At 41.5% G+C, this 12,397-nt stretch carries 13 protein-coding genes and 1 tRNA gene; 8 read left to right on the forward strand and 6 right to left on the reverse strand.

Annotated elements, in window-relative coordinates; genetic code table 11:
• Window positions 1–18: 18 nt before the first annotated feature.
• The gene (locus NKMY2_RS03495; RefSeq protein ID WP_042684572.1) at window positions 19–486 is read left to right on the forward strand and encodes a hypothetical protein; all 468 of its coding nucleotides are present in this window, start codon (window positions 19–21) and stop codon (window positions 484–486) included.
• Here the strand turns inward: NKMY2_RS03495 and pheA are convergent.
• From pheA to dph2, 4 genes are all read right to left on the reverse strand, one after another.
• Complete coding sequence (gene pheA / locus NKMY2_RS03500) at window positions 483–1,292, reverse strand: prephenate dehydratase (RefSeq protein WP_042684574.1); 810 nt, start codon at window positions 1,290–1,292, stop codon at window positions 483–485. The genes NKMY2_RS03495 and pheA overlap by 4 nt on opposite strands.
• A gap of 1 nt (window position 1,293) precedes the next feature.
• Complete coding sequence (locus NKMY2_RS03505; protein WP_042684576.1) at window positions 1,294–1,839, reverse strand: exosome complex RNA-binding protein Csl4; 546 nt, start codon at window positions 1,837–1,839, stop codon at window positions 1,294–1,296.
• A 55-nt stretch (window positions 1,840–1,894) separates the two neighbouring features.
• Window positions 1,895–2,263: a hypothetical protein gene (locus NKMY2_RS03510; RefSeq protein WP_042684579.1), complete on the reverse strand. Its 369-nt coding sequence runs from the start codon at window positions 2,261–2,263 to the stop codon at window positions 1,895–1,897.
• Window positions 2,264–2,369: 106 nt separating this feature from the next.
• Window positions 2,370–3,365, reverse strand: a complete 996-nt coding sequence (dph2, locus tag NKMY2_RS03515; RefSeq protein WP_042684582.1) for a diphthamide biosynthesis enzyme Dph2 — start codon at window positions 3,363–3,365, stop codon at window positions 2,370–2,372.
• Window positions 3,366–3,448: 83 nt separating this feature from the next.
• On the opposite strand from dph2, the gene NKMY2_RS03520 reads away from it, so the two are divergent.
• Window positions 3,449–4,771, forward strand: coding sequence for a tRNA(Ile)(2)-agmatinylcytidine synthase (locus NKMY2_RS03520; protein ID WP_042684587.1), 1,323 nt, complete (start codon window positions 3,449–3,451; stop codon window positions 4,769–4,771).
• Between the two features lie 111 nt (window positions 4,772–4,882).
• On the opposite strand, the gene NKMY2_RS03525 is transcribed toward NKMY2_RS03520, so the two are convergent.
• Both NKMY2_RS03525 and NKMY2_RS10715 read right to left on the reverse strand, forming a co-directional pair.
• Entirely contained in the window at window positions 4,883–5,497 is a 615-nt protein-coding gene (locus tag NKMY2_RS03525) for an LAGLIDADG family homing endonuclease (RefSeq protein ID WP_042684590.1), read from the reverse strand.
• Window positions 5,498–5,530: 33 nt separating this feature from the next.
• Window positions 5,531–5,657: transfer RNA gene (locus tag NKMY2_RS10715), tRNA-Met, on the reverse strand.
• 78 nt (window positions 5,658–5,735) lie between these two features.
• Between NKMY2_RS10715 and NKMY2_RS03530 the strand changes: the two genes are divergently transcribed.
• The 6 genes from NKMY2_RS03530 to NKMY2_RS03555 are packed head-to-tail and all read left to right on the forward strand — an operon-like array spanning window position 5,736 to window position 12,389.
• Entirely contained in the window at window positions 5,736–6,830 is a 1,095-nt protein-coding gene (locus tag NKMY2_RS03530) for a PQQ-dependent sugar dehydrogenase (RefSeq protein WP_042684592.1), read from the forward strand.
• 1 nt (window position 6,831) lies between these two features.
• Window positions 6,832–8,082 (forward strand): hydroxymethylglutaryl-CoA reductase, degradative, encoded by a 1,251-nt coding sequence (locus tag NKMY2_RS03535; protein WP_042684594.1) that lies wholly within the window; start codon window positions 6,832–6,834, stop codon window positions 8,080–8,082.
• Window positions 8,083–8,120: 38 nt separating this feature from the next.
• Window positions 8,121–9,098 (forward strand): ATP phosphoribosyltransferase, encoded by a 978-nt coding sequence (hisG, locus tag NKMY2_RS03540; protein WP_042684598.1) that lies wholly within the window; start codon window positions 8,121–8,123, stop codon window positions 9,096–9,098.
• Entirely contained in the window at window positions 9,098–10,354 is a 1,257-nt protein-coding gene (gene hisD / locus NKMY2_RS03545) for a histidinol dehydrogenase (protein WP_042684602.1), read from the forward strand. The genes hisG and hisD overlap by 1 nt, the downstream gene beginning before the upstream one ends.
• Window positions 10,351–11,421, forward strand: a complete 1,071-nt coding sequence (gene hisC / locus NKMY2_RS03550; RefSeq protein ID WP_042684605.1) for a histidinol-phosphate transaminase — start codon at window positions 10,351–10,353, stop codon at window positions 11,419–11,421. Before hisD ends, hisC begins: the two co-directional genes overlap by 4 nt.
• Window positions 11,418–12,389 (forward strand): HAD family hydrolase, encoded by a 972-nt coding sequence (locus tag NKMY2_RS03555; protein WP_081781864.1) that lies wholly within the window; start codon window positions 11,418–11,420, stop codon window positions 12,387–12,389. Before hisC ends, NKMY2_RS03555 begins: the two co-directional genes overlap by 4 nt.
• The last annotated feature ends 8 nt before the right edge of the window (window positions 12,390–12,397 follow it).

The raw sequence follows: 12,397 nt of genomic DNA on the forward strand, positions 1-12,397 counted from the left end.
TTAGGAATATAATTTTCTGTGCTCACAAAAACCACCATTATAGGAATTTGCATCGGAGCTGTAATACTTGGGATCGGAATAGCGTCAATGATCTTAAATTCGCCATTTCTTCATACAGAATCTAGAGATGCAACAATTGGTGTTGAAAAAATGGCTACATACGAATTTACTGCACCAAAAAGTTCACACCAACGATTCACTGTAACTGGAGATGATTTTCACATAAAACTGACTACTCCTGGAGATGGAATTCAAAAAGATGAAGATTTTAAAAAAGAAATTACTTTTGATTGGTATGTCTTACAAGAGGGTGTGAACAAAATCGTAATCACCAATACTGGTCAATCGGAACTCAAATTTAATTACGAGTTTAATCGGTATGGCGACTATCTCATTTTAACACATAACATAATCTTGATAACTACAGCTGTAATAATAATCGGATTTAGTGCCGCGTTTAGCGTTAGAAAACCAAAAGGATTCTAAACCATTTTTGCTTTTCTGTACGAGCCGAGCACTTTCATAAACACCGTTCTCTGCCTTATCTTCTCCAATATTCCCTGTATGGTGGGATCTTCTTTGGTGCCGTCAAAGTCCATGTAGAAATTGTATTCCCACGGAGTGCTCTTGTTCGGCCTTGATTCTATTTTTGTGAGATTTACCTTAAAGTCATTAAACTCTTTGAGTATGTTAAATAATGCCCCGGCCTCATGCTTGACTGAAAATATGATTGATGTCTTGTCTCCGTCGTCTAGGGGGGTTTTTGACAATACCAAAAATCGCGTATAATTGTTAGTGTTGTCCTCTACTCCTTCTCTGATTATCGGAACCTGGTATATTTCAGATGCTCTCTTGCTTGCAATGCAACTTATGTTTTTCTTGTTCAAGTCTTTTATTATTTTGACACTTCCAGCCGTATCGTATGTCGGAATCGTCTTTAGCTTATGATCCTGAATAAATTTCCTACATTGCCCAAGTGCCTGCGGATGCGAATACACAGTATCAATTTCATCCATCCCGTCAAATCCAATCAGGCAGTGCCTTACCCTGTAGTATACCTCTCCAACTATTGTCAATCCGGTAGATACCAACAAATCATAACTCTCACCTACGCTACCTTCAAGCGAATTTTCTACCGGCAGCACTGAATAATCAGTGTCCCCTCTCTGTGTGGATTCTACTACTTCGGCAAACGTTGCAAAGGGAACCGTATCTATTGACTCTTTAAAAAATGAAATCGCCGCATCCTCGCTATACGCACCTCGTTCTCCTTGGAACGATACTTTGTACATTTTAATCTCTTAGCTTCAGAAAATCGCTCTTTTCAAAATTGGTTGATATCTTGCGGTCCTCAACAAATCCGCAGTTTGGGCACTTGACTCTGTCTCTTAGCGGAACTACGCTTCCAGCACAAATGTTACATTTTGTAAATAACACTCCTAGTTCAGGCTCGTCAATTGTTGCATGTATTGTACCGTTTAGGTGACTTTCAATTTTTAGCGTAATGACATCGTTTACTCTGGCAATGATTCTCCTTCTGTCCATGTTCTGGCAAATGCATTCCACTCCTGATGAGTTTGGTTTGCCGTTTATGTAATGTATGGCTACTGCAATCATGGATGACAATACTGCTGCCACTGTACCTATGACGATGTCACCTTTTTTTGGTATTGCAAGCTGTTTTCCGTTTTCCACCTGCGCAATCTTGTTTTTTTTATCTATATTTGCAATTCCAATTGTAGATGCCCTGATCTTGCTGCCGTCATCAAAGGTGTTGTTTCCTGCCTCCATTTCTTCAATAGAGCCAAGCGTATCGCCAGGTACGACAAAATCTTCCATGTTATTTCCTGATTTGGCTAATTATTAATTGGTTTTGAATCCAAAGCGGGCGAATCTAAATTTCAGATTCGCAAACAGGCATGTCCTTTAGGATATCCTTTCCGTCCTCGTCTACGATCGACGGCGCAACAAGACAAATCTTGCCGTTTTTTCTCTTACAGTAAACCTCTGACTCGTTGTTTTCCTTGTCTCTTGCCCAAAAGGAATGCGTCTGTGAAAAATTGGGGCTCTGGCCGCTTTTTTCGTAAATTTCTTCTGCGGTCCATATCTGATCCTTTGCAACTGAGGTACTGCCAAGCTTCATCCCCTTTATGCCGACAATGTCGCCTTCCTCGTCTTTGACTATGCAGCTAACGTGAATCCTAGCTTTTGGATATCTGATAAAATTCTTTTTTGTATGTGAAAAATTAGTCTTGCGTGCCATTTACATCATTATGAAAAACGAGAATCTGTTTTTGTACTCAAATTGCTTTCCTTTTCATAAAAACTCTTCAATTCATCAATATTAACATTATTGTTTCGCACAAATTTTACAACCAGTGTGGAACCTGCAAGTATCCATCGATGCTTTCATTTCTTAATATTTTTAGCAGTGCGCTTGCCTGAGGTGTGGACAAGACGGGCTTGTCAAATTGATTGTCAGTTGAAATTCTTGGGCACGCAACTTGGATAAACGCGTCAATTCCCTTCAAATTGCGCAGTCTGTCATTTGTAATGTCTGTGAGCGCAAACAGTTGAACTGTTTTTCCTTCTTTTTCAAGCTCGCGCTTGAATTTGAGCGCGGTAGTTTTTGAGAGCTGGCCTTCTTTGAGGCCTACTATGACTCCAAACGTCTTTGCGTCGGCTGCCTTGTATATGGCAAGAGTTGCCTTCGTCTGCAATTTCTGTGCAAACTCTGTTACCTCCCTGACCTCGTTAAAGTAAGGATCCAAGACATAGGTTGGCTTGTTTGTCGAAAGTGCGAGGCCTGCTGCATGGAAATTACTTTGTCCCATGAAGACGTTCGCATCAACTTGGTTTTGCACCTCTTGAGCCGGATAAAACTCGCATCCAAATACCTGCCCGTCGTTTAACTGGCCTTTACCCTTTCCTACTTTTACTTGGACTCCGTTTTCTTCTAGAGTCTTGCGGACTGTGTCAATTTGGTTGAGGTGCTGGCTGTCAGTTACAAGCGATACTGTCTTGCCCTTTAGAATATCTGCACATTTTACTGTGACGCTTTCAAAGGAAATATCATCAAAGGCATCTATCATCACAACGTTGTCCTGAAAAGTCGACATGCTTATCGTGTGACCGACATTGAACAAGATATCTGCAGCTAGGGTTTTTGCGCCGTTTGAATTCAGATCACACGTTCCCCAAGTGGTATCTGCAATCACGTATGCTGGAATGCCAAATCTGTTCATTATGTTGACGGCTGCATCTTGGACCTTTGGGATGATTCCCTCTGGGCCGTTTAGTGCAACGGATACTGGCTTGCGCTCTTGAATTGTCTTGAAGATTTTGTCTTCATCTATTACTATCATTTGAACAGATAACCATCTGTCAATTTTAATTTAAACCAAGCTGAATGACAAATCACAAATGTCTGATTATTCTGTAGTAATTAGTGCAAAAAGAGACAATCCTGAACATAGGCTTTGATGATACCGACTCCCCAAAGGGAATGTGCACCACTTATCTTGCGTACAGGCTGGTCGATTCGCTAAAAAAAGAAAAAGTAGAGTTTCTTGACTATCCAAGGCTGATACGATTCAATCCCAACATACCGTGGAAGACGCGTGGAAATGGGGCAGTCGCATTAAAGATCAAGACAAGCAGACCTGCTGTGGTAAAAAATAAAGTAATTGGATTCGTAAAAAAGTTCTCCGATCTGAAAAACGGGGCAAATCCGGCTGTGGTCTTTTTTGAAAATGCAGACATTCCAGAAGAATTTACGCAATTTAGCAAGCATGCGCTGTGGCAGCTGATTAGCAGAAATAACGCAAAAAAGTTTGTTGCAGATCACAATATCGAATCATTTTACATTGGAAATGGCCAAGGGCTAGTTGGCGCAATAGGCGCAATCGGATATAGATTCTCTGATCATACGTATGAGCTACTCAGCTACAGAAAAAAATCGCAGTTTGGGAAAAAACGAAAGATAGTTGCAGATAGCGTAAGAAAAATGCAGGAAAAGACATACCCGAGAACCTTTAACAGCTATGACACAAAAAAACAGAAAATCTTGTTTGCGCCGCATGGACCTGATCCCGTATTCTTCGGTATCAGGGGAGAGGATGTAGGCTCGTTACTTGATGCATCACAACTAATCAAGACTCAAGAAAAGCCAGTCGGACACATGATCTTCAAGTCCAATCAGGGAACGGGGGATCATCTCCAAAATGAAATTGATGTCCGTTCTCTAAGACCGTATTGTTCTGGAATGATAACTGGTGTAGTTTCAGTGGAACCGAAAATGGAAAAGGGAGGACATGTGATGTTTGGAATAAAAAAAGACGGTATTGAAATAAGCTGTGCAGTCTACAAGGAAACTGGAATAACAAAGCATGCTACAAATCTCATTTTGGGTGATAAAATTCGTGTTGGCGGCGGAGTCAGAAGGGCATCAAGCAAGCATAACCGTGTACTGAATGTAGAATTTTTCCAGGTTTTGCGTTTGGAAAAAAAAATAATCCTAGTTAATCCAACGTGTACAAAATGCAAAAAACACATGAAGTCAAAGGGCAAAGGTCAGGGCTTTGAATGTATCAAGTGCGGAAACAAATCACCTAAAAAAGAAATCAAACAAATCTCAAGACAAATTAAAAAGCAAATCTACATCCCACAAGCATCTGCGCACAGGCATCTTACACGGCCACAACAAAGACTTGAAACAACAAACAAAGAGTTAAGATTTGATGAAAAGGCTCCGTGGTTTTCCGTTTATTAAAACTTAGTTGATGGTTTCTATCAACACTGTTTTGTACTTCAACCTATCGTATTTCACGGGATCATGTCTAGTGGTTAGGATCTGCTCATAAAGCAAAAACAGGAATTCGTTCTACTCGGATCCATTCAAAATCTTTTCAAGCAATAATTTCTTTTCCGAATGATTAAATCCAATCATTTTTTGGAATTTTATTAAATCTCTTCTTGATACTGTAAGGTACCAACTATCATCACAATTAGGTCCCGTTATTCTAGATGGGACACCAATAGTAGTCATTAAACATCTAGCTTGATTTAGACCTGCAACATTCATACTTTTAACCCTGACCACAAAGTTTGTCTTATCTACCGTACCTTCATCATCAAAAAATGCTCTTAGCCAGAAAATCTTTACAGTTTTTTTAGATTTCAATATTTCATTTCCTATGCACCAACCTAGAGTGTTTCCACCACCAAGCTCTTTGATTCTTGAATATACTCTCTTAGATTTGAAGATCAGATCCGTAGATTTCCTTCTTCTAACTGTGATTTTGTAGATATCTAGTATGTCTTTCGAAAACTCTTCCAGTAATTTCTTGTTAGTATTGCAATAACCTACCTCATATCTTCTTCTATTCCTGTGATACCGTCTCCCATTTACAATCTGCAAGCTTTCCTTCTCTACGTAGGTTATCATACATCCATCTGAACATACATGCGCAGCTATTCTAGCTTCCTCCGGTTTCATCTTGACTTGTTAGTTACAACGAGAAAATAAGATTAGCGGGGAGTAGACTTTCAGGAGTTTAACTCCATTTGAACTACTGATCTGCGGGTGTCACATCAATTATGATTATGAGCCCGCCGGGATGACTTAGTCCTATAAAGACTGACTTCCCCACCCCGCTGACTAAAAACTAGGTCTCAGGGGATATATACTCTCATTTTTCCAAATAATTAATACTGTTTCAAATCTCGTCCTTGTTATGAATAAAAAAATTCGAATAGCTGGAATTATTGCCGCACTAGCAGTATCAGCAATTATTCTTTCATCGCCGTCTAGCGCTCCTCCTCTTCCGCAACCAAACGTGGAATCAAAAAACGAATCCATCCAAGTTCTTGCAACAAATCTCAAAAAGCCTTGGGCAATTGCGTTTGCCCAAGATAGAATCTTTGTGACAGAAAAGGAGGGTGCGATCCGAGTTATTCAGTCAAATGCTTTGCTTGATGAACCTTTGACGGTTTTGAGGGCTGCAAACGTTTACGGGGGAGGATTACTTGGAATTACGACGCATCCTGACTTTGAAAATAATCACTTCCTTTATGCATATTATACATATTCTGAAAATGACGCACTTTTCAACAAGGTTCTCCGTATAACTGAATCAGATAACAAGCTCAAAGACGCAGTAATCATTATTGATGAAATTCCTGGCTCGCAGTTCTATAACGGGGGTGTGATAAAATTCGGACCCGATGGAAAATTATACATCGCTACTGGTCTACCGTCTGAAAACTCTCACGATTCCCAAGACCTGTTCTCACTTGCAGGAAAAATTCTTCGACTAAATGATGATGGAACAATACCTGACGACAACCCGTTTCCAAACTCGCCTGTATTTTCTCTGGGACACAGAGACCCACAGGGCATGGCATGGGACAAGCACGGCAGTCTCTATGTTACTGAGACGGGCCCGACAAAAAACGATGAAATCAACCTTGTCAAACCGGGGCAGAACTATGGTTGGCCAGAACAGGAATGCTCCGGAGAAGAAGACTATGCTGATCCTGTAAAATGCTATGACCCAAGCATAGAGCCTGGGGGAATCGTGTTTTATAGTGGGGACAAGCTTGAATATAATGACAGCTTGATTATGGCAACATTGCGCGGATCAAACTTATACAAACTAGACGTATCTGGGAACGAAATATTATCACAAAAAAGCATACTTGGTGGAACTGGAAGAATCAGAGACGTGGGGCTTGGACCTGACGGCTACCTTTACGTTATCACATCAAACACGGATGGCAAGGCATTTCCGGACAAATTAGACGACAAGCTGCTGAGAATACTGAAATAAATTGAAATTCGACGTTTCACGGTTTTTTGAAAAAGACAGAAAGGAGCGAATTGATATTGTCGCCAAATTTGCAAATCTGACCGAACAAGAAAGACAGACTCTTGAGGGTTCTGGGGGGATTTCATTTGAGCAGGCAGACAAAATGGTTGAAAATGCTATAGGCACATTTTCATTCCCGCTTGGAATTGCGACCAATTTTACAATAAATAAAAAAGAATACCTGATTCCGATGGTGATAGAAGAGCCATCGGTGATTGCAGCCGCATCCAAGGCTGCCAAGATAGCAAAGATGCGCGGTGGTTTTGAAATGCAAAATGACGAGTCATACAGCATAGGGCAAATACAGGTAGTAAACGTCGACGTGGAATCTGCCATGCAAAAAATCCTCAAATCCTCAAAGGAAATACTGGACTTGGCAAACTCCAAAAGTAATACCCTGTCAAAAATAGGCAAGGGCGCAAAGGAGATCTCTTGCAAGGAAATCAAAACCGATGCAGGACCAATGCTAATTGTCGAATTGTTGATTGATGTTGGCGACGCAATGGGGGCAAATGTGACAAACACAATGTGCGAGGGAATAGCACCGCTCATAGAAAAAATCACAAACGGCAAGGTAATCCTTCGAATTCTCTCAAACTATTCTACAAGAAGAATGGTAAGGGGCACTGCGACATTTGAAAAGGAAGCAGTTGGCGGACAAGAGACAGTTGACAACATCATTATGGCATACCAGTTTGCGGCATATGACGAGTATCGTGCAGTAACACACAACAAGGGAATAATGAACGGAATCATTGCAGTAGCAAACGCAACAGGACAAGATACTCGTGCAATCGAGGCAGCTGCGCATGCATACGCCTCAAAAAACGGAAGATACACATCGCTTACACAGTGGGACAAGGACAATGATGGGAACCTGGTTGGTAGAATCGAGATCCCAATGTCAGTTGGAATAGTGGGAGGAATCATCAACGTGCATCCGACTGCAAAAATATGTACAAAAATACTTGGAGTCCAGTCTGCAAGCGAACTTGCATGCATAATTGGGGCTGCGGGCCTTGCTCAGAACTTTAGTGCCCTGCGTGCACTCGCATCTGAGGGAATCCAAAAAGGCCACATGCGGCTACACGCAAGAAACATTGCCGCTGCGGCAGGTGCAACAAATGATCAAATCGACACCCTTGTCAAGAAAATGACCTCAGAAGGCAATATTTCGATTAATCGGGCACGTGAGATTTTAGGGGAACTTTGAACAACAAAATATAGAGGTTCTTTTCTCAAGAATTAAAGATGACCAAAGTAAAATTCGCCATTCCGAAGGGAAGCCTTGAGGACGCGACCTTTGCCATTCTAGAAAGGTCCTGGACCAAGGTTCAGCGCAAGAGCCGCACATACAGGGTAACACTAGATGATCCTGACATTGCTGTAAAAATGCTAAGGCCGCAGGAAATTCCGACATTTGTATCTGATGGCTTGTATGACGTTGGAATTACCGGAAAGGACTGGATTGGCGAAACAAAGTCTGACGTGGAGCCCCTCTTGGATCTGGAATATGGGAAGATAAAACTCGTAGTGGCAATCCCTGACACTTACCGATTCAAGTCGCTAGATGAAATGATTGCGTCATATGCAAAACAAAAAAGAATACTGCGAATATCCTCAGAATATCTTACAACTGCTTCAAAATTCATAAAACAGCTAAAATCATACAAAAAATACTACGGTAACAAAGACCCGCAAATTGTCACACCGTGGCTCCGGATCGGGACAAACAAAAGCGTGCAAATTCATCTGTCGTTTGGCGCAACAGAAGCCAAGCCGCCAGACGACGTAGATGCGATAATGGATGTAACTGAGACTGGAACCACACTTGAACAAAACCAGCTAAAGATAGTTGATACTGTTTTACAATCAAGTGCCCACCTAATTGCAAACAAGAACTCGCTGCGCGATAAAACAAAGAGGGAAAAAATCTTTGACATCATCACCGTCATGAGGGGCGCAGTTGAGGGAAGAAAGTATCTCCACATTTACCTAAACGTGGAAGAAAAAAACATGCCCAAATTGCTAAGCAGCTTACCGTCACTCAAGCGCCCGACAATTAGCCCGCTGAGCGAAAAGGGATGGTATGGCGTGAACACAATAGTTCCAAAATCTGAATTTCACAAAATGATCCCAAAGCTTAGAAAGATTGCACAGGGCCTAGTGGTGCACGAGCCGAGGCAGATCCTAGAACTTGAGGAGATAAAGCGTCACGAAGAAAATTGATGAAGATAATCACAGTCAAAAACGTACATTCCTTTGCCAAGTCCCAGTCGAGCAAGTTTGACAAAAAGATAGTCGAATCGATAATCAGTACAGTCCAAAAAGACGGCGACTCTGCGCTCAGAAGGTTTGAAAAAAAATTCGGCGGAGTAAGCACAAAGGCATTTCAAGTGTCACAAAAAGAAATCAAGGACGCATACCAAAGAGTCACTCCAGAACAGGTACGGGCAATAAAACTGGCAAAAGCAAGACTGGAAAAAACCGAGTCTGCACTAAAAACCAAGCTTGTAAAAATCGAGACAAACACGGACGGAATTAAGATCACAAAAATATTTGCACCGCTAGGCAGCGTGGGGTGTTACGTGCCCGGTGGTCTTGCAAGATATCCAAGCTCAGTGATAATGTCTGTCGTTCCAGCAAAGATAGCTGGCGTAAAAAAAATAACAGTTGTGACGCCGCCAAACAAGCAGGGAAAAGTAGACCCGCTTGTACTGGTTGCAGCAGACATCTGCAAGGCTGACCAAATCTTCAAAGTGGGCGGGGCGCACGCGATAGCGGCACTTGCATTTGGCACAAAGTCAATCCCGCAGGTGGATAAAATAGTAGGGCCTGGGGGCGCGTTTGTCACCGCGGCAAAATACCTTGTTTCTAATATTACGTCAATTGACATGCTTGCAGGGCCAACCGAACTGGCAATAATTGCCGATGACTCGGCAGATCCTAAACTTGTCGCACTGGATCTGATTTCACAGGCAGAGCACAGCTCAGACACCTCATGCTGTCTGATCACGACATCAAAGAATTTGGCGTACCAAGTGGTGGATTTTATCGAAAAATTAACACCGACACTGCAAAGAAAAGATATCGTTGCAGAGAGCTTGAGCAAAAATGGATTTGTAGCAATATGCAAGATGTCAGATGCTATATTACTTGCAAATAATCTTGCGCCAGAACACTTGGAGATAATGACTAGACAGCCAAAAACAATATCAAATAAAATTAAAACAGCGGGGCTAGTGCTGTTGGGGCAAAACACGCCGTCTGCTGCAAGTGATTACCTCCTTGGAACAAATCACATATTGCCAACAAACAGATTTGGAAGATCAAGGGGCTCACTTTCGGTACTTGACTTTCTAAAAATACAGACAAGCGTCGAGTCATCAAAGCAAGCCCTGAAAAAAATAGACAAATATCTGTCTGCACTTGCAAAGGCAGAGAGCCTGCCAAATCATTATGAAGCGGTGAAAAAAAGAATATGAGCACCAAGTGGTTTTATCAAAAGCTGGATGAATACTCTGCACTATCGGGGTACCAAAAGCCTGCATACCATGCAGGAACAATAAAGCTTGACTCCAATGAAAATTTCGTGATAAACAAGCAGTTCCAACAGGAAATAATCGACGGCGCAAAGAAAAACTCTGATATTCGTGAATACCCGCTTGGGAAATCCGACAATCTAATATCTGCATTATCAGAATACCTGCATGTCCCGTCATCTATGATTGGGATTGGAAATGGCTCTGATCAAATACTTGATCTCATACTTGCAAACTTTGCATCAAAAAAGACCAGAATACTGACGTCTGATCCGACATTTGGATTCTTTGAGGAGCGGTGCAAGCTGTATTCAATTCCTACAGCAAAAATCCCATTTTCGAAAAACATGACGCTAAGCACTAGTGACTTTGTATCCAAGTTCAAAAATGCCGACATACTGTATCTTGATTCCCCAAACAACCCAACTGGATTCCAGTTTACAAAAGAAGAAATCACAGAACTGATTAAGAAATTTGACGGGCTTGTTATAGTGGATGAGGCGTACGGAGAATTTTCAGACTATTCTGTTGTGGGAATGGCAAAAAAATTCGATAACTTGATCGTCGTAAAGACATTCTCAAAGGCATTTGGGCTTGCCGGACTCAGACTTGGGTATGTGATTGCAAACAAGCGATTCATAGATGTATTTTCGCGTGTACTCCAGTATCCATACCCGCTAAACACAATAGCAATTGAGGCAGGAATACTTGCCATACAAAAAGCAAAACAAATCTCACAAACCATAGAGGAAATAAAGCAGGAACGAACAAGAATCATAAAAAAACTGCGAGATACTGGAGCATTTGATGTATTTGATTCCAAGGCAAATTTTGTCCTCTTTGATGCCAGAGGGGCTGACAAGAGAATCTACACCGCTCTGCTTGAGCAGGGCATCTCGATTAGAAAACTGGGAAAAATCGGAAAGCACGATGGATGCCTAAGGGTTACGGTTGGAACAAGAGACATGAACTCCAAGTTTTTGTTGGCAATACGTGATTTTCTCCAATGAATTACCAAAAGATAGGCAGCAGTATCATTGCAAAAGACATAGGCCAAATTGGTGATATCGATGGTGTGATTTTTGACTGTGATGGGGTCCTGGTGGATGTTTCAAAATCATACGATTTGGCAATTCGGAAAACTACCCAGTACATACTCAAAAAATTTGCAAACATAAGATCCATACCGATAACTGCTGAGATAATAAGCGGCTTCAAATCAACCGGAGGCTTTAACGACGAAGTGGACGTTACATACGCGTCAATTCTTTCTCTGGTTGCCGCAAAAAAACTGGGAATTGATGATGCCAAATTCGTCTTTCGCGTAATTAAAAACGCGGACAGCACCGGAATAAGATCAGTTGAAAAGTTTCTTGACACACTTGACGTTGACCTTTCTGATATGAGAAAAAAACTGGACTATCCGGGAAAACGTACGACAAATCCCCTGTATGAGATTTTTGACCAGATTTTCTATGGGCCTGAATTGTACAAAAAAATATTCAAGAAAAAATCTCAATTTACAGAAAAGGGACTAATCGATAACGACAAGGTAATACTTACAAAAAAACTACTTTCAGTACTTGAGAAGAAATTTGGCAGCAATCTTGCCATAGTGTCTGGACGCGGAAAAGAATCAGTACGATATTCACTCAAAGAACTGCTAAACGGATTTAATCTGAAAAGCTCACTGTTCCTAGAAGACGAACCAAGGGAAATGGCAAAACCGAACCCAAAATCCCTGCTGTTCTCTGTCAGCAAACTGCATGCTAGGCACTGTCTCTATGTGGGGGACTCAATGGAGGATCTGATTATGGCCAAAAAAGTAGCAAAGATGGGCAAAAAAATAACCTTCTGCGGCATTTATGGGACAAGCAAAAACCCCGATTCTAAAATACGACTCTTCAAGGATGTGGGCGCCCCAGTTATGATAAAATCAATTAATTTGATCCCAAAGGCATTAAATTTGGCAAAGTAAAGCCTTTG

This window comes from Candidatus Nitrosotenuis chungbukensis (assembly GCF_000685395.1).
GTDB classification, from domain to species: Archaea; Thermoproteota; Nitrososphaeria; order Nitrososphaerales; family Nitrosopumilaceae; genus Nitrosotenuis; species Nitrosotenuis chungbukensis.